Genomic DNA, 25,561 nt, shown 5'->3' with positions numbered 1-25,561 from the left:
TTCCGGCGGGGGATGCGTGCGCGCCGGGCCGGTTGCGGCAGCGCTGGCTCCACGCACTGCCTTGAAAGCGGCAGTTGGCCGGCTCATAAGGGCAGTCCATGCTCTGATTTCCCTGAACTCCACAGCACCTTCCCGATGAGCGTTCCCAAGGCAGTCTCCCTGCACGCCGCTTCCGCCGAGAATGTACCGGCGGACAAGAAGAGCCGGCGGCAGCATGAGCTTGTCCTTCTGCTGGAGCGCGTCGGCTATGCCTCGGTGGAACAGCTTTCCGAGCATTTCGCCATCACCACCCAGACCGTGCGCCGCGACATCGTGGAACTCTCCGCACTGGGTAAGGTGCGGCGCTATCACGGCGGGGCGGCGATCTCCGCGGCCGCACTCGATCCGATGATCTACCGCCAGCGCCGGGTGGAACGGGTGGAGGCCAAGCGGCGGATCGCCGCGCGCGTCGCCGAGCTGGTGCATGACGGCGCCTCGGTGTTCCTCGACACCGGCACCACCTGCGAAGCGGTGGCGGAGGCGCTTACCGCGCGGACGGAACTCAAGGTCGTGACCTACAGCCTGCGCGCTGCCACGCTTCTCGCCGACCGGACCGACTTCACCATCGCGGTGCCGGCGGGCTTCGTGCGCAATGTGGACGGCAGCGTCTTCGGCGAGGGCACCTCCGACTTCATCCGCCGCTTCCGTTTCGACGTCGCGATCATCGCCGTCAGCGGCATCGAGGCCGACGGCCGGATGGCCGATGACGACCACAACGAGGTCTCGATCGTGCGGACGGCGATGAAACTCTCGCGCTCGATCATCCTGGCCGCCGACAGCAGCAAGTTCGACCGGACGGCGCTCGTCGAACTCAGCAATGTGGTCGACGTATCGGACCTCGTGACCGATGCCGCGCCCGGCCAGGAACTGAAATCCCTGCTCGATTCCGCGGGCGTGAAACTGCACATCGCGTAAGCGGCCGCCGCTTCGAAGTTGATCTTTACACCCGGCCGTTTCCTACCTAGCTTGTGAATGTTGGAAAAATTACATTTTGATCGTCCTATGATCGAAATGGAACCTTTTCGGCGGATAACAGCCACACAAGAACCGGAGTGGGACCATGCTGACGATGAAGGCCGGACGTGCGCTGCTGACGGCAGCCGCTCTCCTGATGCTGGGAGGCGTCGCCTCCGCCGAGACGATCACGGTGTACACCGCCTATGAGGAGGACGAGGCCGCCGCCTTTCTGGCGGAAGCCAAGAAGGCCCTGCCCGACATCGACGTGAAGATGCTGCGGCTGTCGACCGGCGACCTCGCCGCCCGTATCATCGCCGAGTCCGGCAATCCGCAGCACGACGTGCTCTGGGGCTTCGCCGTCACCTCCATGGTGGACCCGCGCATCAGCTCCACCCTCGAGGCCTACCAGCCCAAGGGCGTCGAGGCGATCGCGGAGCGCTTCCGCGACAAGGACGGCAAGTGGTTCGCCGTCACCGGCTACATGGCGGCCTTCTGCGTGAACAAGGAGCGGCTCGCCGCCAAGGGGCTGCCCATGCCGACCTCCTGGGCGGACCTGACGGATCCGAAGTTCAAGGGCGAGGTGGTGATGCCCAACCCCGCCAGCTCGGGCACCGGCTACATCCAGGTCGACTCGCTCCTGCAGATGATGGGCGAGGAGAAGGGCTGGGCGTTCCTGGAAAAACTCGACAAGAACGTCGCCCAGTACATCAAGTCGGGCTCCAAGCCCTGCAACGCCGCCTCGGCGGGCGAGTACGCGGTCGGCGCCTCGTTCGAACTGCGCGCGATCAAGAACATCGAGGAAGGCTATCCCATCGCCATGGTCATCGCCTCCGAGGGCGCGGGAAACGAGCTCGAAGCCAATGCGCTGGTGGCGGCTTCCAAGCATAAGGACGCGGCCAAGCGCTTCCTCGACTGGACGGTCAGCAAGGAAGCGGCCGATTCCTACTACAAGTGGAAGGCCATCGTGACCGTGCCCGGCGGCGCCATGCCCGAGCGCTTCATCAAGGCGGGCCTGCCGGCGGACGTCTCCACGGTGCTGTTCCCGGTCGATTTCGCGGCGGCCGCCAATGAGCGGGCCCGCATCATCGAGACCTGGCAGAAGAAGTTCGAACGCTGATCGCGGGCGGGGGCGGGAGATCACGGCCATGAGTCTCGCGATCCGGGACGTCACCAAACGGTTCGCGGGCATTTCCGCGCTCGACCGCGTCTCGCTGGACGTTCCCAACGGGACCTTCGTCTGCTTCCTCGGCCCCTCCGGCTGCGGCAAGACCACGCTTCTGCGCGTGATCGCCGGGCTGGAGGAGGCCGACAGCGGCGGGATCGTGCTGAACGGGCAGGACCTGTCGCACACCCCGGCGCGGGACCGGAACTTCGGCATCGTCTTCCAGTCCTATTCGCTCTTCCCGAACATGACGGCGGCGCGCAACGTCGCCTACGGGCTGGAATGCCGGCGCTGGGCGCGGCCGGCCATCGAGGAGCGGGTCGAGGCGATGCTGAGGCTGGTGCATCTCGACGAGCACGCGCAGAAGCTTCCGGCGCAGCTTTCCGGCGGCCAGCAGCAGCGCGTCGCGCTCGCCCGCGCCATGGCGCCGAACCCGGCGCTGCTGCTGCTCGACGAGCCGCTGTCGGCGCTCGACGCCAAGGTCCGCGAGGAGCTTCGGGTCGAGATCCGCGCGGTGCAGCGCCGCCTCGGCATCACCACCATCATGGTGACGCACGATCAGGACGAGGCCCTCGCCATGAGCGACCTCGTGGTGGTGATGAGCCGCGGCGTCATCGAGCAGGTGGGCACGCCGCGCGAGCTCTACGACAACCCGGCGACGCCTTTCGTCGCCAGTTTCATCGGCGGGATGAACCTGATCGACGTCACGCCCGGCGCGGACGGCCGTCCCGTTCTCGCCGGCACGCCGCTGCGTGTGAACACCGGCACGACAGCCGGCGCGCCGCGCAGCCTCGGCGTGCGTCCTGAGCATGTGGTGATCGGCGCCTCCGATGAATCCGGCGAGAACACCGTTCAGGGCCGCGTTCTCGATGTCGCCTTCCTCGGCAACCTCACCCGCGTCTCGGTGGCGGCGGCCTCGGGCGGCGCGCCCATCGTCGCGGAAATCCATGGCCGCAGCCGCATTCCGGCGGTGGACGAGGCCGTCTCGCTGCACCTTCCCGCCGACGCGTTGCGGGTGCTCGCATGACGGCGGTTCCCTCCGCTTTTGCCGCCGCCGGGCAGGGGCGCCGCTTCTTCAGCGACCGGAAGGTCGCCGGGTTGCTGACCTTCGCCGTCGCCCTTCCCATGGCGATCTTCTTCCTGCTGCCGCTGCTGTCGATCCTGGTGCGCAGCGTCGACACGCCGTCCGGCTACGGGCTCGCCAACTTCGCCGCGACCCTGCCGAGCCCCCGCTTCTGGGAGCTGGTGCGCAACAGCGCGGGCATGTCCGCCCTGTCGACCGTCCTCGCCGTCTCGCTGGCCTATGGCTATGCCTACGGGCTGCAGCGCACCCAGGTGCCGGGCAGGAGCGTGTTGCGCATCGTGGCGCTCATGCCGCTCTTCGCGCCCTCGCTGGTGCAGGCCCAGGGCCTGATCCTGCTGCTCGGCCGCAACGGCGCGCTGAACCGGTTCCTCGACGCCGGCATCGAGATATATGGTTTCTGGGGTACGGCGATCGCCAACACGCTCTACGCCTTCCCCTATGCCTTCCTCATTCTTTCAGCCGCGCTGGCGATTGCCGACGGCCGGCTCTATGAGAGCGCGACGGTCATGGGGGCGGGGCCCGTGCGCATCTTCCGCACGGTGACGCTGCCGGCGACGCGCTTCGGCATCGCCGCGGCCTGCTTCGTCGTCTTCACGCTGGTCATGACCGATTTCGGCAACCCGATGGTGATCGGCGGCGACTTCAACGTGCTTGCGACCGAAATCTACAATCAGGTCATCGGCCAGGCGCAGTTCGGCCTCGGCGCCGTCATTGGCGTGGTGCTGCTCGTGCCGGCCATCATCGCGAAGGCTCTCGAGAAGCGCATCACCCGCCGGCAGCACGCCCTCGTCACCTCGCAGTCGCAGCCGCTGGTGATCAAGCCCGACCGGCGCCGGGACCTCGGCTTCGCGCTGTATCTCTACACGATCGCCGCGCTGATGCTGTCGGTGGTGGGCGTGGTCGTCCTGGCGAGCTTCGTCCGGCTGTGGCCCTACAACATGCAGTTCACGCTCAAGCACTACCAGTTCGACGTGCAGAACGGCATCACGCCGCTGTGGAACAGCATCGCCGTCGCCGGGGCGACGGCCATTCTCGGCGTGCTGCTGGCGGGGGCGGCGGCCATCGTCGTGAACAAGTTCCGCAACCCGCTCACCGGCACGCTGTCGCTCCTGGCGGTGCTGCCCTCCGCCGTGCCGGGAATGGTGCTCGGCCTCGGCTATGTGCTGAGCTTCAACGACCTCTCCAACCCGCTCAATTTCCTCTATGGCGGCTTCTTCCTGATCATCATCCTGAATGTCTACTACAACCACAGTCAGGCCTTCCTGATCAGTTCGACCAGCCTGTCGCAGATCGGCGGAAGCTTCGACGAGGCCTCCACCATGCTCGGTGCCGGCGTGCTGCGTACCCTGTTCAAGGTGACGCTGCCGATGATTTGGCCAACGCTGCTGGGAATCGGCGTATTCTACTTCATGCGCGCCATGGTTTCGCTCTCGGCGGTCATCTTCCTGATCACCCCCTCGACGCAGGTCGCGGCGGTATCGGTGCTCCAGCTGTCCGACCGGGGAGCGATCAACCAGGCGGCGGCCTTCTCCGTCTGCATCATGGCGACCGTCGTCGCCTGCCTTATCCTCGTCCGCCTGATCCTCTTCGTCGCGGGCGCCAAGAACGTGACGCTGATCCGATGAGCGAAGACGGACCCATCCGCGCCATCCTGTTCGACAAGGACGGCACGCTGCTCGACTATGAGAAGACCTGGGGCGGCATCAACCGCGCGGCGGCGCGGCTGGCGGCGCGCGGCGACGAGGCTCTGGCCGCCCGCCTGCTCGCCATCGGCGGCGTGGATCCCGCTTCCGGCCGCACCCAGGCGGGAAGCGTCCTGGCGGCGGGCAACACCCGCGAGATCGCCGAAGCCTGGGTCGACGCCGGCAGCCCCTACGACATCCCCGCGCTGACACACGCGCTCGACGAGCTGTTCACCCGTTCGGCGGCGCATGCCGTCCCGGTCACCGACCTCGACGCCCTTCTGGGCCGGCTCACGGCGCGGGGGCTGGTGCTGGGCATCGCCAGCAGCGACAGCGAGGCCGCCATCCGCGCAACGCTCCACTCCTTCGGCCTCGAACGGCATGTCCGCTCCGTCATCGGCTATGACAGCGGCTTCGGGACCAAGCCCGGTCCCGGCATGCTGCACGGCTTCGCCGCGGAGATGGGAATCGCGCCGGCGCAGATCGCCGTGGTCGGGGACAACCTCCATGACATGGAGATGGCCCGCGCCGGTGGCGCCGGCCTGAAGATCGGCGTCCTCACCGGCACGGGGAGCCGCGCCGTTCTTTCCACGGTGGCGGATATCTGCTTGTCGAGCATCGCCGATCTCGAACCGGCGCTGGACGGGATCCGCCAGCCCTGACCTCGCCGCCGGCACCCCACCACCTCCGGCGCGTCAAACCCGGCCGAAACGCCGGCAACGCGATTGTCGTGGCATATGGCCCGGTTTCAGCGATTATCAGCCTCCAGATGCGCCTCTCCGGCGCAGGGCGCCTCTCGACTGGTTTATCCGATGAACATCTCCTTCCTTCATTCCCGCGGGACCGAGCCTCCGATCAAGATTCCCGCCATCGGGCTCGATCTTTTCGTGCGCATGCCGCCTGCCGCGAGCGCCGGCGCGTTCTGTTTCATCGAGACCATCAACGCGCCGGGCAAGGGTCCGCCGCGGCATCGCCACCACGAGGCGGAGATCTTCCGCGTCATCGAGGGGCGCTATCTCTACGAAGCCGACGGGCGGCGCTTCTACGCCGAGGCGGGCGACGTGGTGAGCATTCCCGGCGGGGTCGAGCACGGCTTCGTCAATGTCACCGACAAACCCGCCCGCCAGTACATCCTCATGGCCCCCGCCCTCGACGCGGCGGCCTTCTTCACCGAGCTTGCGGAAACCATGCGCGATGGGCTGCCCGACACGGATGCGCTCAACGCCTTCGGGGTGAAATGGGGCGTGGAATTTCTCGGCCCGCCGGTAGGCGCGCACGAGCTGCCGAGCGAATGAGGCGCGTCAAGGCCATGCTGATCACCGGGGCGGTCCGGCTCAGCCCGGCCCGGTGATCCTCGGGGAATGGACGTGGCCGGAACGCCATGTCCGGCCACGTCCACGAGGGCCGGGACGACGATCGGCGCCGGCGTCATTCGAGCGCGTCGGCGACCGCCTTGCCGCTGGTGACGGTATCGGCGCTGCCGCCGATGTCGCCGGTGCGGGCGGAGGGCTCCACCAGCACGCGCTCCATGGCGCGCACGATCGCCGCGGCCGCCTCCGCCTCGCCGAGATGCTCCAGCATCATGGCTGCGGACCAGATCTGTCCCATCGGATTGGCGATGCCCTTGCCGGCGATGTCCGGCGCGGAGCCGTGGACCGGCTCGAACAGCGACGGAAAGATGCCGTCGGGGTTTATGTTGCCCGAGGGCGCGATGCCGATCGTGCCGGTGCAGGCCGGCCCGAGATCGGACAGGATGTCGCCGAACAGGTTGGAGGCGACCACCACCCCGAAGCGATCCGGATGCAGTACGAACTGCGCGGTCAGGATGTCGATATGGTACTTGTCGGTCCGCACCTCGGGATAGGACGCCTTCATGGCCTCCACCCGCTCGTCCCAGTACGGCATGGTGATCGCCACGCCGTTCGACTTGGTGGCCGAGGTCAGGTGCTTGTCGGGGCGCCGCATCGCCAGCTCGAAGGCATATTTCAGCACCCGGTCGACGCCGTGGCGCGACATGACGGTTTCCTGCATGACGATCTCGCGCGGCGTGCCGGGATACATGCGTCCGCCGATCGAGGTGTATTCGCCCTCGGTGTTCTCGCGCACCACCCAGAAATCGATGTCGCCCGCCTTGCGGCCGACGAGCGGCGAGGGCACGCCCGGCATCAGCCGCACCGGCCGCAGGTTGACGTACTGGTCGAACTCGCGGCGGAACTGCAGCAGCGACCCCCAGAGCGAGACGTGGTCGGGCACGGTGTCGGGCCAGCCGACCGCTCCGAACAGGATGGCGTCGGACGCGCCGATCCGCTCCTTCCAGTCCTCGGGCATCATCTCGCCATGGCGGGCGTACCAGTCGCAACAGGCGAAGTCGTGCCAGTTCAGTGCGAGGGTGAAGCCGTAGAGCGACGCGGCCTTCTCCAGCACGCGGACGCCTTCCGGCATCACTTCCTTGCCGATGCCGTCGCCGGGGATGACGGCAATCTCGTAGCGTCTGTCGGCCATGGTCTGTCTCCTCCTGTGATGCGGATGCGCGGCCCTTGTCAGGCCGTCGGCGCGAGCTTCAGCCCGCCCATGTGAAAGGCCTTGGGTTGCAGATATTCGGCGATGCCGAGATAGCCGCCCTCGCGCCCGATGCCGGACTGCTTCACCCCGCCGAACGGCGCCACCTCCATCGAAACGGAACCGGTGTTGAGGCCGACCATGCCGAATTCGAGTGCCTCGCCGACCCGCCAGGCGCGATGCAGGTCATCGGTGTAGAAATAGGCGGCGAGGCCGAACGGCGTGCCATTGGCGATGGCTATCGCCTCCGCTTCGGTCTCGAAACGGAAAATCGGCGCGACGGGACCGAAGGTTTCCTCATTGGCGATCAGCATGTCGGTGGTGGCGCCGGCAAGCAGCAGCGGTGCGGCGAAGCGCTCCTCATCGAGACCACCCCGGGCCTGCGCCGCCACGCGCGCGCCCTTGGCCAGAGCGTCGGCGACATGCGCACGGACCTTGGCGGTCGCCGCCGCATTGATGAGCGGGCCGATGGCGACGTCGGCCTGCGTGCCGGGGCCGACCGTCAGCCCGGCGATGCGCTCGCCGAGGCGGGCGAGGAAGGCGTCGTGGATGCCGGCCTGCACGAGGATGCGGTTGGCGCAGACGCAGGTCTGCCCGGCATTGCGGAACTTGGACGCCATAGCTCCCTCCACGGCGAGGTCGAGATCGGCGTCATCGAAGACGATGAACGGCGCATTGCCGCCCAGCTCGAGGCTGAGCTTCTTCAGCGTGCCCGCCGAGGCGCGCATCAGATGCGAGCCCACGCGCGTCGAGCCGGTGAAGGAGATCTTGCGCACCACGGGATTGGCGGTGATCTCGTCACCGATGCCGGCGGGCAGTCCGGTGATCACGGACAGAACGCCGTCCGGGATGCCGGCCCTTTGGGCGAGCCGCGCGAGCGCCAGCGCGGAAAAGGGCGTGAGCTCCGATGGCTTGATCACCATGGTACAGCCCGCCGCCAGCGCCGGCGCGCATTTGCGGGTAATCATGGCGATGGGAAAGTTCCACGGCGTGATCGCGGCGCAGACGCCGACCGGCTCCTCCAGCATCAGGATGCGCCGGTCCGCGCCGGGGGCGGGAATGGTGCGGCCGTAAATGCGCCGTGCCTCCTCGGCGAACCACTTCACGAAGGATGCGCCGTAGCGCACCTCGCCTTCGGCCTCCGCCAGCGGCTTGCCCTGTTCGGCGGTCATGATGCGCGCGAGATCGGCGGCATGGGCGAGGATGAGGTCGTGCCAGCGCTCGAGCAGGTGTGCCCGCTCCGCCGCCGGCACGCGGCGCCAGCTTGCGAAGGCAATCTCCGCCGCCTCGATCGCGCGCCGTGTCTCGCTGCCGCCGCATGCCGGCACGGTGCCGATGACGCGCCCGGTGGCCGGATCCTCGACCGGCAGGGTCGAGCCGTCATCGGCGCCGCACCAGCGGCCGCCGATCAGGGCCGCTTCGACGAAAAGCTCCGGATCGTCGAGGAGAAGACCCGTCCGGGTGGTTGGCGTGACCATGGTCATCGGGTGCGGTTTCCTTCGCTGGCAACGGGTCCGGTCGACGCGACCGGTCGGAGGCTCTCCTGCGCGTTCGGGCGCAGATTGTCGAGCCGGGCAGGCGCTGTGGCGCTCGACCGGGTCAGCCTTCTCGACGGATAAAGGCGGCGATGCGTTCGGCGATCATGATGGTCGGCATGTTGGTGTTGGCGCGCGGGATCGACGGCATCAGCGAGGCATCGGCGACGCGCAGTCCCTCGATGCCATGGACGGCCCCGACCGGCGAGGTCACGGCATCCGGGTCGTCCGCGCGCCCCATGCGGCAGGTTCCAGAGGGATGCCAGGTGCCGCCGACATTCGCCCGCACGAAGTCCGTGAGGGCCGCGTTGTCCGCCAGCAGGCCGCGCATCGTGGTTCCCTGCGTCACCACCGCGTGGATGAGCGCCGCGCGCAGCGGCCCCGCCATGTCCAGCAACGCGGAAAGCGCGCCGCGTTGCAGCGCGTTCCACGCGCCCGGTACCGCGATCTGCGCCACGCGCGGCGTGTAGCTGGCGGGAAACACCACGTCGCGAAAGCCCTCCATGCTCGTATCAAGCAGCGCCTGCGCGCCCATGCGCAGCGCCGATGCAAGGCGGACCAGATCGCGCTCGTCGCTGAGCATGCGGAAATCGACCTCGGGCTCCACCGTCGGATCGCGCGAGGCGAGCCGCAGGAAGCCGCGCGAATGGGACTTGTTCACCCAGAAGAACAGGCTGCCGGTGCGCCGGCCGACCGAATGCCAGCCCGCGCGCGACAGGATAGCCGCATGCATGTCGCCCGCCGGTGCCCCGTCGAGGCCGGAGGAGTAGCGCCAGATCGCCTGCTCGTGGTGTTCTCCGGGATCGCGCTCGCGTGTCCGGGGCGGTAGCCAGGTCGCGACCGCGATCGAGGGGTGCTCCATCAGGTTGCGACCGACCCCGCGCCGGTCGGCGACGGCCGCAATGCCGAGCTGGCTCAGTTCATCCGCGGGCCCGATGCCGGAGCGCAGCAGCAGCGCCGGGGAATGGATTGCCCCCGCCGCCACCACGACCTGCCGCGCCGCGATGGAGATCGGAGCGCCCCCGGGCGCCTCGATCTCGGCGCCGCAGACATGCCGGCCCTCGAAGACGAGGCGGGTCGCGAGATGACCGGTGAGGATCCTCAGATTGGGGCGCCGGCGAACCTGCGGCGTCAGATAGACGAGCGAGGTCGGCTGGCGTTCGCCACGATCGTCGATCGCCGCCACGCCGCGAAAGGTGCCGTCCTCCCACGGGCCGTTCTGGTCGGCGCGGATCGGGTGGCCGCGCCGGTCCAGCGTCTTCATCACGCGATCGACAAAGGGCGAGATCCGCTCGTCGCCGATGCGCCGCAGCACTAGCGGCCCGTTCGCGCCATGCAGCGGGCCATCGAAATCGCGATCGGCTTCGATGGCGCGGAACCAGGGCAGGCAGGCCTCCCAGTTCCAGCCTTCGGCGCCAAGCGCCTCCCATTCGTCATAGTCGCCGGGCGCGCCGCGATTGGCCATCAGCGCGTTGATGGCCGAGCCGCCGCCAAGGATACGGGCCTGTTCGTAGCGGCGCGCGGAACGGGGGGCGTTGCGCCCGACCCCGCCCATCAGCGCGGAAAGCCCGCTCCAGATGTTCGACGTATCGAGATAGGCGCGGCCGGGATAGCGCGCGCGCACCTCGGCCGGGATGTCGCCCACCGCGACGTTTCGGCCGGCTTCCACCAGTATGACGTCGCGCCGGGGATCCTCGGAGAGGCGCGCGGCCAGCACGCAGCCGGCCGACCCGCCGCCGAGGACGAGAACATCGGTGTTCATGATGAGGCCTTGGATCGCTCGGCGCTGCGCGCATTGAGCGCCACGAGCATGACCACCAGGAAGGAGAGCGCGGTGAGCAGCGTGCTGATCGCCGCGATGGTGGGGTCGATCTCGTCGCGCAGCGCGGTGAACATGCGCTTGGTCAGCGTCTGATACTGCCCGCCGGAAATGAACAGCGCCACCACCGTCTCGTCGAGCGCCGAGATGAAGGCGAACAGCAGGCCGGTGATCACGCTCGGCCGTATCTGGGGCAGGGTGACGATGAAGAAGGTGCGCAGCCGGTTCATGCCGAGGCTGCGCGAGACCATCTCCTGCGCCGGATCAAATTTCCTCAAGCCCACAAGGACCGAGGTGATGACATAGGGCAGGCCGAGCATGACATTGGCGAGGATCAGGCCGGCCATGGTCGCGAGCAGGCCGATATTGGCATAGACGAGGAACACGCCGACCGCGGTGATGACGATGGGCACCACCAGCGGCAGCATCAGCACGACCTGCAGGCTGCGTATCAGCCGCGACCCGCTGAGATTGAGCGCGTAGGCGGCGGCGGTTCCCAACACGGTGGCGATGACCGCGCTCGACGCCGCGACGATGAGGCTGACACGGGTCGCCTGCATCCAGGCGGCGCTGGCGAGATAGGCCTCGTACCAGCGCAGCGACCAGGACGGCGGCGGGAAGGCGAGGAACCGCGCGCCGGAGAACGACATCGGCACGATGATGACGATGGGTATCATCAGCCAGAGCAGAACGAGCCCGACGAAGAGACGCAGCAGGATCTTCGGCAACGCCATGATCAGCGGGCCCCCATGATGCGCTCGAACGGGATGAAAAGGCTGGCGAGCCGGAAGATGAGGAAGACGCAGGCCAGCAGGACGATGCTGATCGAGGAGGCGGCGCCCCATTCGTTGTAGATCTCGATATTGCGCGAGACCAGCATGGAAACCATGTAGGTCCGCCCCCCGCCGAGCAGTTCGGGCGTGATGTAGAAGCCGAGCGTCAGCACGAAGACGAGCACCATTCCCGCCACCACGCCGGGCAGCGACAGCGGCAGGAACACGCGCAGGAAGACATGCAGCGGGGTGCCGCCGAGGCTCGCCCCGGCCATGGTCAGCTCGGCCGGAATCTTCTGCATGGTGGCGTAGAGCGGCAGCACCATGAAGGGCATCAGGATGTGGATGGTGGCGATGATCGTTCCGAGCTCGTTGTTCACGAGCGCGAGGGGCTGATCGATGACGCCGAGATCGGTCAAAGCGGAGTTCACGAGTCCCCGCCGCTGCAGCAGGATCAACCACGCATAGGCGCGCACCAGCACGCTGGTCCAGAATGGCAGCACCACCATCGCCAGGATCACCATGCTCCAGCGCCGCGAGGCGTTCGCCGCGACATAGGCGACGGGATAGCCCAGCAGCAGGGTCGCCGCCGTGACGATGAAGGCCATGCGGAAGGTCTGCAGGAACGTCATCCAGTAGACGTCGTCCGTGAGGAAACGCGCATAGTGGGCAAGGGTGAATCCGCCATCCTGCCGCACCGACTGCCAGGCGAGCCAGCACAGCGGCACGATGAGAAGACCGCCCACCACCGCGAGGGCCGGAGCGAGCAGCAGCAGGACCAGACGACGTTCCTGCCGCCGATAGGTGTCCGACGGATTGACCGCTGGCGTCGACATGATGGGCTCCCGACCGGTTTCCCTCATCCGCGCGCGGGCGCCCGGACGAGAGAGGCATGCCTCTTATGAACGAGGGGGTGCGCAACCCCGGCGGCGCCTTGCGGCATCCGTCGGGGTTCGCGATTGTCGGCGCTATTTCTGGATGAAGGACGCCCAGCGCTTCTGGGCTTCCTCGCCCGCCGGGGAGCTCCACCACGTCACCGAGATTAGCACCTGCTTGGCGGCGTTTTCCGGCGAGCTTGGCATCTGCGCGGCCCGCTCCGGCGAAATCTTGCCGGTCTTGTACGCCGCCGGGTTGCCCGGGCCGTAGTCGATATAGGCCGGGAAGTTCGCCTGGATATCGGGCGCGATGGCGGCGTTCAGGAATTTGTAGGCGGTTTCGAGATTGGGGGCGCCCTTGAGGATGCAGAGCGAGGTTTCCTGCAGGAAGCCCTGGTTGAAGGTGTAGTCGATCGGCGCGCCTTCCTTGATCACCGCGGTGACGCGGCCGTTCCACGCCATCTCCATGTCGATCTCGCCATCGGCGAGCAACTGCGCCGACTGGGCGCCGGAGGTCCACCAGACGGTGACGTGCGGCTTCAGCTCCTCCAGCTTCTTGAAGGCGCGGTCGACGTCGAGCGGATAGAGCTTGTCGGCCGGAACGCCGTCGGCCAGCAGGGCGGCCTCCAGCGTGGCCATCGGATGGCTGCGCAGCGCCCGTGTGCCGGGAAACTTCTTCACGTCCCAGAAGTCGGCCCAGGTCTTCGGCGGGTTGGCGCCGTAAGCCTTCTTGTTGTAGGCGAGCACGGACGAATAGAACTCGTAGGGCACCGAATAGGCCGTCTTGTATTCGGCCGGGATGCCCGCCGCGTTGGGCACCTTGGAAAAGTCGAGCTTCTCGATCATGCCCTGCTCGCCGCCGCGAATGCAGTCCTTGGTGGGCGTGTCGATGACATCCCACACAGGCTTGCCGGTCGCCGTCTGTGTCTTCAGCACCGGCCAGGCGTCGGGCGAGCTGTCCTGATTGACGGTGATGCCGAGCTGTTCGGCCACCGGATCGAGGATGGCCTTGGTCTGGGCCTCCTGATAGGCGCCGCCCTGCGACACGAAGGTGATCTGCTCGGCTGAGGCGGCGGCGGCCGACAGCAGCAGCGCTGCCGTCATCGCCGAGATCGAGAGTGTCACGCGCATTTTCGTTCTCCTCTGGTCATTCTTGTCGGCCGCTTGCTAGAGCGAGGTGATGATCGCGGCGCGTCATCGCCCGATGGCGTCGAGAAACTGGTACCAGCCCGCAACCAGCCGAACCGCCGGCTCGCGCAGTCCATAGAAAGGGATGGGATGGAGCGGCAGCCGCGTGAGCAGGCCGAGATCCGGTTTGCCCCCGGTGATCAGGGCAGCGACATGGCGGCCCATCGCGGAGGCCAGCGCCACGCCGGTGCCGTTGTAGCCGACCGAGTAGACGACGCGGTCGTCGAGGCGTCCGAGATGCGGCAGGCTGTCCAGCGTCATCGCCACCAGTCCTGACCAGCGGTGCGTCACCTTCACGCCCGCGAGTTCGGGAAACTGACGAAGCATTGCCTTTTCGAGGGCGGCGAAGGCCGCCTCGGTGTCGGTCTTGCCGAAGGCGCCGCGCCCGCCATAGAGCAGGCGGTCGCCCGACTTGCGGAACCAGCGCATCATGCGCCGCGTCTCGGTGTAGCTGCGCCCGCTGGAAAGCAGGTGCGCACCGGCCGTTCCCGCCAGCGGCTCGGTGGCGATCATCGCCGAGCGGAACGGGACAACCGATCTGCGCACCGCCTCGGTCGCCGGCGTCAGGTCGGAGTAGGAATTGGTGGCGATGACGATCTGGCGGGCGGTAATCCGCCCGTTTGGAGTCTCTACGACCACGCCGGTTCCGTCGCGCCCGAAGCGGGTGACCGGGGTGTTCTCGTAGATGGTGATGCCCGCGGCCTTGAGCCCGGCCGCCAGCCCGAAAACGAAGTTGAGCGGATGGATGACGCCGCCATGCGTGTTCAGCATGCCGCCGGTAAAGCCGTTGGAGCCGGTCTCTGCCGCGACCTCCGACGCGCTCAGGATCGACGCCTCGGTGTCGCCCAGCGCCTCGCGCAGCCAGGTTACCTCGCTCTTGAGCGCCTCGAGGCTAAGGGCATTGTGGGCGCAGCGTAGCGACCCCGAGGGGCGATAGTCCGCGCCTTTGATGTCGAGTTCTTCGACCAGCTGGCCGACATGCTCGATCGCCTCCAGGCCGACATCGTGCATGCGGCGGGCCGTATCGATGCCATGGCGCGCGGCAATGTCCTTGAAGCCGACGCGGAACTTGCCCGACACCACGCCGCCATTGCGCCCGCTCGCGCCCCAGCCGACGCGATTGGCTTCCAGCACCACCGGCGACAGTCCGGCTTTGGCGAGATAGCGCGCGGTGGAAAGGCCGGTATAGCCCCCGCCGATGATGGCGATGTCGAAGGCCTGGTCGCCCGTCAGGCTTTCGAATGCCGGCCGTGCGACGGACGTCGCCTGCCAGAGCGAGGCGACGTCGACCGGAGGAGACCGTGTGGTCATGGCGGCGCCTCTCCTGCCGGTCAGGCCGCCACGCGGCTGTCGGCGAGTTCGGCGTCGACCGCGTCGGCAAGCTGCTTCAGCGATGAGAAGTGAACGTCGGGGCGCGTCAGCACCTTGGGGTCGGGCGTGCCACCGAAACCCTTGAGGCCCTGCCGACGCTCGATCCAGCACGTCGTGTAGCCCTCGGCCTTGGCGACGCCGATGTCGTGATGCTGACTCTGCGCGACGTGGAAGATCTCGCACTGCTGGAAGCCGAGCGCCGACTGACGCCCCTTGTTGAAGGCGAAGAAGCGGGGGTCCGGCTTGGCGCAGCCGGCCTCGTCGCAGGTCACGCTGTCGTGGAAGGGATTGCCGAGCGTCGCCGAATAGGCCGAGAAGGCGGTGCGGTCGGCATTGGTCATCGCGACGAGGCGGAAGTTCTTTCTCAGCCGGCGCAGCGCCTCGACGGAATCGGAGAAGGCCGGCCAGCGCAGCACCGAGAGCTGGAAGGCCTCGGCGGTCGCCTCGTCATTGTTGAACCCGCATTCGTTGGCGAGCGCGAGATAGACGTCCTTCATGGCGAAGGACGAGCGCCCGTAGAACTGATCGCGCCCGCGCTTGTAGGGCTCGAAGATCGCCTCGTCGCTCGCCGCGGCGGCCTTCGGCCCGCCCAGCGTGCGCACGGCGGTCAGGACGCCGGTTTCGAAGTCGATCAGCGTTCCGACGATGTCGAACGTCATGACCTTGAAATCGGTGAACTTCATGTCTGCATTCCTTTTAGGAGAGATCGAAAACAGGGATCAGGCCGCCGGCGGCACCACGATGGTGTCGTCCGGGTGAATGGCGACGGCGATGCGTTCGCCGGGAGCCCGCAGGAGCGATCGGCCGTGATGGTTGCTGGGCACGCGCAGGCTGAGCCGCGCGCCGCTGTCGAGGTCCAGGAGAATGCGGATGCTCTCGCCCTGGTAGAGCGTCTCGCTGACGGTGCCGACGAGCCGGTTCGTCACATCGACCGCATGGTCCGGCGCGATGGTGAGATTTTCCGAATGGACGACCAGGAGCAGGTCCGATCGGTTCGGAACCGGCCGGGACGCGACGAGGCGCGCGCCGTCAAGCTCGACGGTATAGTCGTCGATGCGGCGTACCGGCAGCAGGGCAGACTCGCCGATGAAGCCGGCGACGAAGGAATCGGCCGGGTTGTCGTGCAGCCTTTCGGGCGTGTCGACCTGGACGATGCGCCCCTTGTTCATGATGGCGATGCGATCGCTCATGGTCAGCGCCTCGCGCTGGTCGTGCGTCACATAGATCATCGTCGCGGCGAGCTTGCGGTGCAGGTGCTTGAGCTCGATCTGCATGGTCTCGCGCAGTTGCTTGTCGAGCGCCGAGAGCGGCTCGTCCATCAGGATCAGCCGCGGCTCGAAGATCATGGCGCGGGCGAGGGCGACGCGCTGGCGCTGGCCGCCGGACAGTTCGTGGATCCGGCGCTCGCCGAAGCCGCCGAGCTCGACCATGTCGAGCGCCGCCTTGAGGCGCTCCGGCCATTCCGATTTCGGCATGCGGCGCGCGCGCAGCGGGAAGGTGACGTTCTCCGCGACGTTCATGTGCGGGAACAGCGCGTAGTTCTGGAACACGATCCCGATGTCGCGCCGGTGCGGCGGCTCGGTGGTGATGTCGCGGCTGCCGAGATGGATCGAGCCGGAGGTCGGCGGCACGAATCCACCGAGAATGCCGAGTAGTGTCGTCTTGCCGGAGCCGGAGGGACCGAGGATCGAGACGAATTCGCCGGGCTGGACCTCAAGGTTGATGTCGTCGAGCGCGCAGAAGCTCCCATAGAATTTGGAAGCCGCTCGAATGGTAACCCCCACCGTATCCCGTGAAATCAGTCTGCTCATGTCGTTCCGATCTGGAAAGCGAACGAAGACATTACATCGCATATGCGCGGTCGGCGGCGTCACACCCGTGGTTCCCCTGGGTGCCGGACCGCCCCCGCAATGCGCGTCTTCGGCTGTGCGTTCTGCATTTGTTGAACGCAACAGACCAACGTTCGAAGCCATATTCAATTGAAAAAAAATCCGGCCGACATTACATTATGTAATGCGCCGGCTTCGTCTCGCCCTGCCGTCCATGAACGGCTTCTTCACCTTCGAAGCGGCGGCTCGCTGCGGTAGTTTCGCGCGTGCCGCCGGGGAACTCAATGTGACGCCGGCGGCCGTGAGCCGCATGATCGGGCGGCTCGAGGACCATCTCGGCATCACCCTGTTCGACCGCACGCTCGGCGGGGTGACGCTGACGGAAGCCGGGCGCATCCTTTATGAAGCGATCTCGCGCGGCTTCTCGGGCATCGAACATGCGCTGCGCGAGATCGAGGATCGCAAGACCGGCGTGGAGACCGTCACGCTATCGGTCTCGACCGGTTTCACGACCCACTGGATCATGCCGCACATGGCGGAGATCAAGCGGGCCTTTCCTTCGCTCGAACTGCGCTTCCAGCTGATCATGTCGGCGCTGTCGGGACCGGTCACCGATGTCGATCTCGGCATGCGCTTCCTCGATCGGCCGGACGAACGGCACGAGGCGAGCTACATCATGCCGGAGATCCTCGTGCCGATCTGCAGCCCCGGCTACCGCGACACGCAGGGTGGATCGGTGAGGGAGGCAGCCACCCCGGTCGAGACCCTGATCAATCTCGACGATGTGCAGCCCGACTGGTCGCATGTGTTCTTTCCCGGCGACCCCGGCGCGGCGACCAATTCGATGATCTTCTCCGATTACGCGATCGTCGTGCAGGCGGCCATGCTCGGCCAGGGCGTGGCGCTTGGCTGGCTGAACGTCACCTGCCACTGGCTGCGCACGCAGGCGCTGGTGCCGGCGAGTTCGCGTATCAGGACCACCGGGCGTCACTGCCAGTTCGTGCGCTCCCGCGACAAGCCGCTGCGCCCCATCGTGGCCGAACTGCGCGACTGGATCGTCGCTCGGCTCAACGAGGACGTGCGGCACGTGGCGGAATTCTATCCCGAACTCGGGATCCGCGAGGTTCTGGACCGCCGCCACGCCTGAAACCGTGGGCGGCAAACCGAGCCGTCGACCGGCTTGCCGCCGCAGGCGCGGCGCGCCGGCATCAGGCGACGTTTCATGCCCCGAAATGCCAGGGGTGCGCTGCGCGCGGCGGGGAGGATGGCCAATGACCAGGCTCCATGCCCGACGGCCCGGTCGAAGCGGGCATGCGACGGCGCTGTGGAAGAATGGGCGCGCGGTGCGGGCCCGGCCCGACGCGCATGTTGTGCGCTCGCGGGCGGTGCCGGTAGGATGGAAGCCTCAGGGCTGCTGATAAGCGAGCACGGGTTGCTCTGTAGAATAAGCCGTCCGCGACGCTAGGAACCTACCATATGCGCAGTCCGACCACCCGCCGCTTCGGCGGTTCAGCCCGCGATGCCGCCGAGGCGGCGTTCAAGACCGTCACGGCACCGCCGCCGGCCAGTGCGCCGGCCGCCGCCGCCCCGGTGCTCCCGAATGCCAAGGAACTCGTGTCCATCCGCCTCGATCGCGAAGTGCTGGAGCACTTTCAGGAGGGCGGCGCGGGCTGGCAGGACCGGATGAACGCCGCGCTGCGCAAGGCCGCCGGACTCTAGCAGCGGACGTGGCCGGCCTGCCGGGCGTTCGGCAGTCGCGGCAGCGGCGAAATTCAGGCCCGCGCGTTCGGCGGGGAGGGGGGAGGGGCGGTGCTTCCCCGCAGCACCAGCTCCACCGGCAGCACCGTGTCGTCGGGGCATTCATCGCCGCCGATCCGATCGAGCAGGCGTTGCGCCGCGTGGCGGCCGATCGACTCGCGCGGCTGGCGGATGGTGGAGAGCGCCGGGGTCATGTGCGCCACGAGCTCGATGTCGTCGAAGCCCATCACGGAGACATCACGCGGCACCGCCACGCCGCGGTGCTGAAGCTCGCCGATGAAGCCGCAGGCCATCGCATCGCTGGCGAGGAAAACCGCTGTCGGGCGCTCGTCCGCCGGCAGGGTCAGCCACGCCTCGCCCGCGCGGCGGCCGGAATCGAGGCTGAAGTCGCCCGGGAAGACCGTCGGTGACGGCAGCCCCCGGGCCTTCAGCGCCTCTTCGGTGCCCGCCAGTCTCGCTTCCGTCAGCACATTGCCGGGCGGACCCGCGACATGGCCGATCCGCTGGTGGCCGAGATCGGCGAGGTGGTCGACGGCCATACGCGCCGCCGCCCGGTTGTCGATCTTCACGCGCGGCGCGGCAAAGCCGGGAATCCACTCGCAGGCGAGCACCACCGGCACCCGGCGCGCCAGTCCGTCGGCAGGCAGCGACCCGTCGAGCACGATCAGCCCGTCGGCCCGGCTGGGCTCGGCATAGCTGAGCAGGGTTTCCCCGCCCATGGCGCAGGTGTCGGCGACCAGCAGATTATAGCCGGCCGCCGCCAGCACCGCCGCCATGCCGGCGAGGATCTGCGAGAAAAAGGGGTTGGACAGATTCGGCACCAGCGCCACGACGCCGCCGGTACGCCGGTGGCGCAGATTGCGCGCGGCGTGGTTGAGCCGGTAGCCGGTCTGCCGGATCGCCTCCTCGACGCTCCGCCTTGTCTCGGCGCTCACGACATCCGGGTTGGAGAGGACACGGCTGACCGTGGCGGTGGAAACGCCGGCAAGCCGCGCCACGTCCACGATCTTCGGTCTCTGGTGCTGCATGGCCACTCCATAGACGCGCCGGTGCCCGATTGGCAATCCGCTCACACTGCCGTAACGGAAGACGGTGCCGACCCCCTCTTGCAATCGATTACATGACTCCGTTACGCTGATTGCAACCGATTACAAAAACACAAGCGGTTGGCCGGCAACGTCCGGTCGGGAGGAAGACATGCGGACCATCAAGGGACCGGGCCTGTTTCTGGCCCAGTTCATCGGCACTGATGCGCCCTTCGACAGCTGGAACGACATCACGCGGTGGGCCGACGAGTGCGGCTATGCCGGCGTGCAGGTGCCCACCAACGATCCGCGCATCCTCGATCTCGACCGTGCCGCCGCCTCGCGCGACTGGTGTTCGGAATGGGCCGGGCAGGGCGCGCAGAACGGGGTCGTCGTCACCGAATTGTCCACCCATCTGCAGGGCCAGCTTGTGGCGGTCCACCCCGCCTATGACGCGATGTTCGACGCCTTCGCCCCCGCGAGCGTGCACGGCAATCCCTCGGCGCGGCAGGAATGGGCGGTCGACCAGGTGAAGAAGGCGCTCACGGCCTCGAAGAACCTCGGGCTCACCGCCATGGTGAGCTTTTCCGGCGCGCTCGCTTGGCCCTATGTCTACCCGTGGCCACAGCGGCCGGCGGGGCTGATCGAGGAAGCCTTCGACGAGCTGGCCCGCCGCTGGCGCCCGCTCCTCGACCACGCGGATAGTTGCGGCGTCGACATCTGCTTCGAGATCCACCCCGGCGAGGATTTGCACGACGGCGACACCTTCGAGATGTTCCTCGACCGCGTGGACCAGCATCCGCGCGCCAAGATGCTCTACGATCCCTCGCACTACGTGCTGCAGCAGCTCGACTATCTCGATCACCTCGACATCTATGCCGAGCGCATCGGCATGTTCCACGTCAAGGACGCCGAGTTCAATCCGACCGGACGCAAGGGCGTCTATGGCGGCTACCAGCCCTGGCTCAACCGTGCCGGGCGCTTCCGCAGCCTGGGCGACGGGCAGGTCGATTTCGGCTCCATCTTCTCCAAGCTCGCCGCCATGGATTTCGACGGCTGGGCCGTGGTCGAGTGGGAGTGCTGCCTGAAGCATCCCGAGGACGGCGCGCGCGAGGGCGCGGCCTTCGTGAAGAACCACATCATCCGTGTCACCGAGCGCGCCTTCGACGATTTCGCGGCGGCCGGCACGGATCGCGCCGCCAATCGCCGCCTGCTGGGCCTCGACCGATGAACGCCCCGATCCGCCTCGGCATGGTGGGCGGCGGCTCCGGCGCCTTCATCGGCGCCGTCCACCGCATCGCCGCGCGGCTCGACGGCGAGTTCACGCTCGTAGCCGGCGCGCTCTCCTCCACCCCGGAGAAGGCCCGCGCTTCGGCGCAGGCTCTGGGGATCACGCGCAGCTATGACGATTTCGTCGCCATGGCGAAGGGCGAGGCCCGCCGCAAGGATGGCATCGAGGCCGTGGCGATCGTCACCCCGAACCACATGCATGCCGGTCCGGCGATCGAGTTCCTCAAGCGCGGCATCCATGTCATCTGCGACAAGCCGCTGACCGCGACGATGGCGGAAGCGCGGAAGCTCGCCAAGGTGGCCGAACAGTCGAAGGCGCTGTTCATCCTCACCCACAACTACACCGGCTACCCGATGGTACGTCAGGCGCGTGCCCTGGTCGCGGCCGGCGAACTGGGCAAGATCCGCCTGGTTCAGGTGGAATATGTGCAGGAGTGGCTGACCGAGGCGGCCGAAAGGCATGGTTCCAAGCAGGCCGAGTGGCGCACCGACCCGGAGCGTTCCGGCGCCGGCGGCGCCACCGGTGACATCGGTACCCACGCCTACAACCTCGCCTGCTTCGTCTCCGGCCTGACGCCGGAGGCGCTGGCGGCGGACCTCTCCATCTTCGTGCCGGGCCGCGCGCTCGACGACAACGCCCATGTACTCTTGCGTTTCGACGGCGGCGCGAGGGGCATGCTCTGGGCCAGCCAGGTCGCGCCGGGCAACGAGAACGGGCTGCGCCTGCGCATCTTCGGCGAGAAGGGCGGCCTCGAATGGGCGCAGGAGGACCCGAACCGCCTGTGGTTCACCCCGTTCGGCCAGCCCAAGCGGCTGTTCACCCGCAACGGGGCCGGCGCGCTGCCGGAAGCGACGCGTGTCTCGCGCATCCCGCCGGGCCACCCCGAGGGCTACCTCGAAGGCTTCGCCAACATCTATGCCGAGGCGGCGCGGGCGATCCGCGCCCATCGGGCCGGCGAGCCGCCGCCGGCCGGTGTGGTCTACCCGACGCTGGCGGACGGGCTCGCGGGCATGCGCTTCGTCGAGGCCTGCGTCCAGTCGTCGAGGCGCAACGCCGCCTGGGTGACGTTATGAAGGCGGGCGCGGCGCCGGTGCTCGAGCTCCGCGACGTCCGCAAGAGCTTTGGACCGATCGAGGTTCTGCACGGCGTCGACTTCGCTCTGCATCCCGGCGAGGTCCACGCGCTGATCGGCGAGAACGGCGCCGGCAAGTCGACCATCATGAGAATCCTCGGCGGCTTCCTGCCGGCCTCGTCGGGACAGGTGCTGCTCGACGGCCGGCCCGCGCCCTATGCCAGCGGCGCCGAGGCGGAAGCGGCCGGCGTCGTGGTGATCCACCAGGAGTTCAACCTCGCGCCGGACCTCACCGTCACCGAGAACATCTGGCTCGGGCGCGAGATCGGCCGCGTCCTCCTCGACCATCGCGCCATGCGTCGCGGCACGCAGGAACTGCTCGACCAGCTCGACAGCCGCATCGCCCCCGACGCCCGCATTCGCGACCTCACCGTTTCCGACCGGCAGATGGTCGAGATCGCCAAGGCGCTGTCGCGCAAGGCGCGCGTCCTCATCATGGACGAGCCCTCCGCCGTGCTGACCCATCGCGAGGTGGAGGTGCTTTTCCGCCAGATCGACCGCCTGCGCGCGCAGGGCGTGGCGCTGCTCTATACCTCGCACCGGCTGGAGGAGGTCTCGCGGATCGCCGACCGCGTCACCGTGCTGCGCGACGGCGCGGTGGTGCGCCGGGCGATGCGCGGCGAGCTGACCGAGGACGGCATGGCGACCGCCATGGTCGGGCGCGACCTCGCGGACATCTATCCGGGCCACCGCCACGCGGCCGGGGAGGTCGCGATCGAGGTGCGGGACTTCGCCGTGCCGCCGCTGGTCCACGACGTGTCCTTCCGCCTGCGCCGGGGCGAGGTGCTCGGCATCTCCGGGCTCGTCGGCTCCGGCCGCACCGAACTCGCCGAGGGGCTGGTGGGGCTGCGCGCGGCGAGCGGGGAGATACGGCGCAACGGCGCCCCCGTTCGCATCCGTTCGGTTCAGGAGGCGGCAACATACGGCATCGCCTACCTCACCGAGGACCGGAAGGAGCGCGGCCTGCTGCTCGACAAGACCCTGCGCGAGAACCTGACCCTCTCCACCCTTCCGCGCTTCGGCAGTCCCTTCCTCTCGAAGGCGCGGGAAGAGGAGGCGCTGAGCCGGGCGATCGAGGAGTTCGACATCCGCGCGCCGCGCCGCGACATGGTCGCGGGCAATCTGTCGGGCGGCAACCAGCAGAAGCTGCTGCTCGCCAAGACGCTGCTGGCGGAGCCCGAGATCGTCATCATCGATGAACCCACGCGGGGCATCGACGTCGGCACCAAGAGCCAGATCTACGCCTTCATCGACCACCTCGCCTCCGAAGGACGCAGCGTCATCGTGATTTCCTCCGACATGCCCGAGATCCTCGGCCTCTCCGACCGCGTCCTCGTCATGCGCCACGGCACCATCGCCGGCGAACTGACAGGCGATCGCATCAGCGAGACCAACGTGGTGCGGCTGGTGATGGGCACCAGCGAGGCTGGCACCGGCGAGGTGCGTCCCAATGACTGATACCGCCATGTCCCCGCCGGCCCGCACCTCGCGCCTGCCTGGCCTCTCCGCTCTTGGCCCGCTGCTGGCGCTGATCCTGCTCGTCGCGCTCGGCGCGTTCCTGAACGACAATTTCCTCTCCGCCGGCAACATCACAAACGTGCTGGCCCGCTCGGCCTTCATCGGCATGATCGCGGTCGGCATGACCTTCGTCATCACCTCCGGCGGGCTCGACCTGTCGGTCGGCTCGATGGCCGCGTTCATCGCCGGGGTCATGATCCTCGCCATGAACGCGCTGCTGCCTTCCATGGGCGTCGGCGTGCCGCTGGTGCTCGCCGGCATGGCGATCGCGCTCGGGGTGGGACTGCTCGCCGGACTCGGCAACGGGCTTCTCGTCACCAAGGCGCGCATCGAACCCTTCATCGTCACCCTCGGCACCATGGGCATTTTCCGCTCCCTGGTGACGTGGCTCGCCGATGGCGGCACCATCAGCCTCGACTTCGGCGTGCGGCAGTTCTACCGGCCGGTCTATTATTCCGGCCTGTTCGGCATTGCCTGGCCGATCCTCGTCTTCGCCCTCGTCGCCATCGCCGGGCAGATCGCGATGCGGCACACGCGCTTCGGCCGCTACTGCGAGGCGATCGGTTCCAGCGACAAGGTCGCCCGCTATTCGGCGGTGAACGTCGACCGCGTGCGGATGATGACCTATGTGCTGCTGGGCCTGCTCGTCGGGCTCGCCACCATCATGTACGTGCCGCGGCTCGGCTCGGCCTCCGGTTCCACCGGCATGCTGTGGGAGCTGGAAGCCATCGCCGCCGTGATCATCGGCGGCACCGCCCTCAAGGGCGGCTTTGGCCGCGTCTGGGGCACGGTGGTGGGCGTGCTGATCCTCAGCCTGATCGACAACATCCTCATCCTGGCGGACCTCGTCTCCCCCTATCTCAACGGGACGATCCAGGGCGTCATCATCGTGCTCGCGGTGGTTCTCCAGCGCGGCAAATCATCATCCGCCTGAGAGCGGAGGCAACGGGAGGAAACGACAATGGAACGCAGGACATTCCTCACTACCGCCGCCGTCGGCGCGGCCACTGCCGCCACCGGCTTTTCCCTTCCCGCGGCGGCGCAGGCGAAGAAGGCGGTGATCGGCGTCTCGATCCCCTCCGCCACCCACGGCTTCATGGGCGGACTGAACTGGCACGCGCAGGAGACCATCAAGCGGCTGAAGGCGACCTATCCCAACCTGGAGTTCGTGCTCGCCACCGCCGGCGCGGTCGGCAAGCAGGTGAACGACATCGAGGACATGGTGGCGACGCGCAACATCGACGCGCTGGTCGTGCTGCCCTTCGAATCCGAGCCGCTGACAAGCCCCGTCAAGGCGGTGAAGGACGCCGGCAAATGGGTGACGGTGGTCGACCGCGGCCTGTCGCAGCCCGGCATCGAGGACCTCTATGTCGCCGGCGACAACACCGCCTTCGGCCGGGTCTCGGGCGAGTATTTCAAGGCCAACCTCAAGCCCGGCGCCAAGATCGTCGTGCTGCGCGGCATTCCCACCACGCTCGACAATGAGCGCGTCGACGCCTTCAAGGCCGCCATCGACGGGTCCGGGATCGAGATCCTCGACATGCAGCACGGCAACTGGAACCGCGACAAGGCGTTCTCCGTGATGCAGGACTACCTGTCCAAGCACAAGCAGATCGACGCGGTCTGGGCGGCCGACGACGACATGGCCATCGGCGTGCTGGAAGCGATCTCGCAGTCCGGCCGCCAGAAGGAGATGTGGATCGTCGGCGGCGCCGGCATGAAGGAGATCATCAAGCGGGTGATGGACAAGGACCCGCAGATCCCGGTCGACGTGTCCTATCCGCCGGCGCAGATTTCCACCGCGCTGGAGATCACCGCGCTGCGCTTCGTCTCCGACACGCCGGTCTATGGCCGCTTCATCATCGGCTCGACGCTGATCACGCCGGAAAACGCGGCGCACTTCTACTTCCCGAACAGCCCGTTCTGACGCCGGGGGGCCAGACGAACGGGCAGGGGCGGACGGG

23 protein-coding genes are annotated in these 25,561 nt (G+C 67.7%); 13 read left to right on the top strand and 10 right to left on the bottom strand.

All coding sequences use genetic code 11. The features are described from left to right. Positions 1 to 135 precede the first annotated feature (135 nt). The 6 genes from AC1PZ7_RS13500 (at position 136) to AC1PZ7_RS13475 (ending at position 6,219) form a co-directional block, all read left to right on the top strand. Positions 136 to 954: a DeoR/GlpR family DNA-binding transcription regulator gene (locus AC1PZ7_RS13500; protein WP_482355735.1), complete on the top strand. Its 819-nt coding sequence runs from the start codon at positions 136 to 138 to the stop codon at positions 952 to 954. Between the two features lie 145 nt (positions 955 to 1,099). Further along, complete coding sequence (locus AC1PZ7_RS13495; protein WP_482355734.1) at positions 1,100 to 2,113, top strand: ABC transporter substrate-binding protein; 1,014 nt, start codon at positions 1,100 to 1,102, stop codon at positions 2,111 to 2,113. Between the two features lie 28 nt (positions 2,114 to 2,141). Then, positions 2,142 to 3,185: an ABC transporter ATP-binding protein gene (locus AC1PZ7_RS13490; protein ID WP_482355733.1), complete on the top strand. Its 1,044-nt coding sequence runs from the start codon at positions 2,142 to 2,144 to the stop codon at positions 3,183 to 3,185. Then, positions 3,182 to 4,867 carry an ABC transporter permease subunit gene (locus AC1PZ7_RS13485; RefSeq protein WP_482355732.1) on the top strand — a complete coding sequence of 562 codons (1,686 nt, stop codon included), beginning with the start codon at positions 3,182 to 3,184 and terminating at the stop codon, positions 4,865 to 4,867. The genes AC1PZ7_RS13490 and AC1PZ7_RS13485 overlap by 4 nt, the downstream gene beginning before the upstream one ends. Beyond that, positions 4,864 to 5,586: an HAD family hydrolase gene (locus tag AC1PZ7_RS13480; protein WP_482355731.1), complete on the top strand. Its 723-nt coding sequence runs from the start codon at positions 4,864 to 4,866 to the stop codon at positions 5,584 to 5,586. The genes AC1PZ7_RS13485 and AC1PZ7_RS13480 overlap by 4 nt, the downstream gene beginning before the upstream one ends. 150 nt (positions 5,587 to 5,736) lie before the next feature. Continuing rightward, on the top strand, positions 5,737 to 6,219 hold the full coding sequence (locus AC1PZ7_RS13475) for a cupin domain-containing protein (protein ID WP_482355730.1): 483 nt from the start codon (positions 5,737 to 5,739) through the stop codon (positions 6,217 to 6,219). 133 nt (positions 6,220 to 6,352) lie between these two features. On the opposite strand, the gene AC1PZ7_RS13470 is transcribed toward AC1PZ7_RS13475, so the two are convergent. The 9 genes from AC1PZ7_RS13470 to AC1PZ7_RS13430 all read right to left on the bottom strand — a co-directional run bounded on the left by AC1PZ7_RS13470 (position 6,353) and on the right by AC1PZ7_RS13430 (position 16,855). After that, positions 6,353 to 7,426 (bottom strand): tartrate dehydrogenase, encoded by a 1,074-nt coding sequence (locus tag AC1PZ7_RS13470; RefSeq protein WP_482355729.1) that lies wholly within the window; start codon positions 7,424 to 7,426, stop codon positions 6,353 to 6,355. 38 nt (positions 7,427 to 7,464) lie between these two features. Beyond that, positions 7,465 to 8,967 (bottom strand): NAD-dependent succinate-semialdehyde dehydrogenase, encoded by a 1,503-nt coding sequence (locus AC1PZ7_RS13465; protein WP_482355728.1) that lies wholly within the window; start codon positions 8,965 to 8,967, stop codon positions 7,465 to 7,467. Positions 8,968 to 9,082: 115 nt separating this feature from the next. Beyond that, complete coding sequence (locus tag AC1PZ7_RS13460; RefSeq protein ID WP_482355727.1) at positions 9,083 to 10,780, bottom strand: GMC family oxidoreductase; 1,698 nt, start codon at positions 10,778 to 10,780, stop codon at positions 9,083 to 9,085. Beyond that, on the bottom strand, positions 10,777 to 11,571 hold the full coding sequence (locus AC1PZ7_RS13455) for an ABC transporter permease (RefSeq protein WP_482355726.1): 795 nt from the start codon (positions 11,569 to 11,571) through the stop codon (positions 10,777 to 10,779). Before AC1PZ7_RS13455 ends, AC1PZ7_RS13460 begins: the two co-directional genes overlap by 4 nt. A gap of 2 nt (positions 11,572 to 11,573) precedes the next feature. Beyond that, positions 11,574 to 12,446 (bottom strand): ABC transporter permease, encoded by an 873-nt coding sequence (locus AC1PZ7_RS13450; protein WP_482355725.1) that lies wholly within the window; start codon positions 12,444 to 12,446, stop codon positions 11,574 to 11,576. A 132-nt stretch (positions 12,447 to 12,578) separates the two neighbouring features. Continuing rightward, positions 12,579 to 13,616 (bottom strand): ABC transporter substrate-binding protein, encoded by a 1,038-nt coding sequence (locus AC1PZ7_RS13445; protein WP_482355724.1) that lies wholly within the window; start codon positions 13,614 to 13,616, stop codon positions 12,579 to 12,581. A 63-nt stretch (positions 13,617 to 13,679) separates the two neighbouring features. Beyond that, positions 13,680 to 14,984, bottom strand: a complete 1,305-nt coding sequence (locus AC1PZ7_RS13440; RefSeq protein WP_482355723.1) for an NAD(P)/FAD-dependent oxidoreductase — start codon at positions 14,982 to 14,984, stop codon at positions 13,680 to 13,682. Positions 14,985 to 15,004: 20 nt separating this feature from the next. Then, positions 15,005 to 15,727: an HAD-IA family hydrolase gene (locus AC1PZ7_RS13435; RefSeq protein WP_482355722.1), complete on the bottom strand. Its 723-nt coding sequence runs from the start codon at positions 15,725 to 15,727 to the stop codon at positions 15,005 to 15,007. 36 nt (positions 15,728 to 15,763) lie between these two features. Beyond that, positions 15,764 to 16,855: an ABC transporter ATP-binding protein gene (locus tag AC1PZ7_RS13430; RefSeq protein WP_482355721.1), complete on the bottom strand. Its 1,092-nt coding sequence runs from the start codon at positions 16,853 to 16,855 to the stop codon at positions 15,764 to 15,766. Positions 16,856 to 17,057: 202 nt separating this feature from the next. Here AC1PZ7_RS13430 and AC1PZ7_RS13425 point away from each other — a divergent pair, with 202 nt between their 5' ends. Together AC1PZ7_RS13425 and AC1PZ7_RS13420 are read left to right on the top strand one after the other, a co-directional pair. Further along, complete coding sequence (locus AC1PZ7_RS13425; protein ID WP_482355720.1) at positions 17,058 to 18,020, top strand: LysR family transcriptional regulator; 963 nt, start codon at positions 17,058 to 17,060, stop codon at positions 18,018 to 18,020. A 329-nt stretch (positions 18,021 to 18,349) separates the two neighbouring features. Beyond that, positions 18,350 to 18,592 (top strand): BrnA antitoxin family protein, encoded by a 243-nt coding sequence (locus AC1PZ7_RS13420; RefSeq protein WP_482355719.1) that lies wholly within the window; start codon positions 18,350 to 18,352, stop codon positions 18,590 to 18,592. Between the two features lie 53 nt (positions 18,593 to 18,645). Here the strand turns inward: AC1PZ7_RS13420 and AC1PZ7_RS13415 are convergent, their stop codons facing one another. Further along, positions 18,646 to 19,659: a LacI family DNA-binding transcriptional regulator gene (locus tag AC1PZ7_RS13415; protein ID WP_482355718.1), complete on the bottom strand. Its 1,014-nt coding sequence runs from the start codon at positions 19,657 to 19,659 to the stop codon at positions 18,646 to 18,648. A 169-nt stretch (positions 19,660 to 19,828) separates the two neighbouring features. Here AC1PZ7_RS13415 and AC1PZ7_RS13410 point away from each other — a divergent pair, with 169 nt between their 5' ends. From AC1PZ7_RS13410 to AC1PZ7_RS13390, 5 genes are read left to right on the top strand one after another with little or no spacing between them, the layout of a single operon-like run. After that, positions 19,829 to 20,887 (top strand): sugar phosphate isomerase/epimerase family protein, encoded by a 1,059-nt coding sequence (locus AC1PZ7_RS13410; RefSeq protein WP_482355717.1) that lies wholly within the window; start codon positions 19,829 to 19,831, stop codon positions 20,885 to 20,887. After that, positions 20,884 to 22,020: a Gfo/Idh/MocA family protein gene (locus tag AC1PZ7_RS13405; RefSeq protein ID WP_482355716.1), complete on the top strand. Its 1,137-nt coding sequence runs from the start codon at positions 20,884 to 20,886 to the stop codon at positions 22,018 to 22,020. The genes AC1PZ7_RS13410 and AC1PZ7_RS13405 overlap by 4 nt, the downstream gene beginning before the upstream one ends. Beyond that, the gene (locus tag AC1PZ7_RS13400) at positions 22,017 to 23,537 is read left to right on the top strand and encodes a sugar ABC transporter ATP-binding protein (RefSeq protein ID WP_482355715.1); all 1,521 of its coding nucleotides are present in this window, start codon (positions 22,017 to 22,019) and stop codon (positions 23,535 to 23,537) included. Before AC1PZ7_RS13405 ends, AC1PZ7_RS13400 begins: the two co-directional genes overlap by 4 nt. Further along, positions 23,530 to 24,531 (top strand): ABC transporter permease, encoded by a 1,002-nt coding sequence (locus AC1PZ7_RS13395; protein WP_482355714.1) that lies wholly within the window; start codon positions 23,530 to 23,532, stop codon positions 24,529 to 24,531. The genes AC1PZ7_RS13400 and AC1PZ7_RS13395 overlap by 8 nt, the downstream gene beginning before the upstream one ends. A 27-nt stretch (positions 24,532 to 24,558) precedes the next feature. Then, positions 24,559 to 25,524 (top strand): ABC transporter substrate-binding protein, encoded by a 966-nt coding sequence (locus tag AC1PZ7_RS13390; RefSeq protein ID WP_482355713.1) that lies wholly within the window; start codon positions 24,559 to 24,561, stop codon positions 25,522 to 25,524. The last annotated feature ends 37 nt before the right edge of the window (positions 25,525 to 25,561 follow it).

Source organism: Ancylobacter sp. TW_SC_1 (assembly GCF_056836805.1).
The sequence above is the reverse complement of the archived record's forward strand: the minus strand, read 5'-3'. Positions and strand labels throughout refer to the sequence as shown.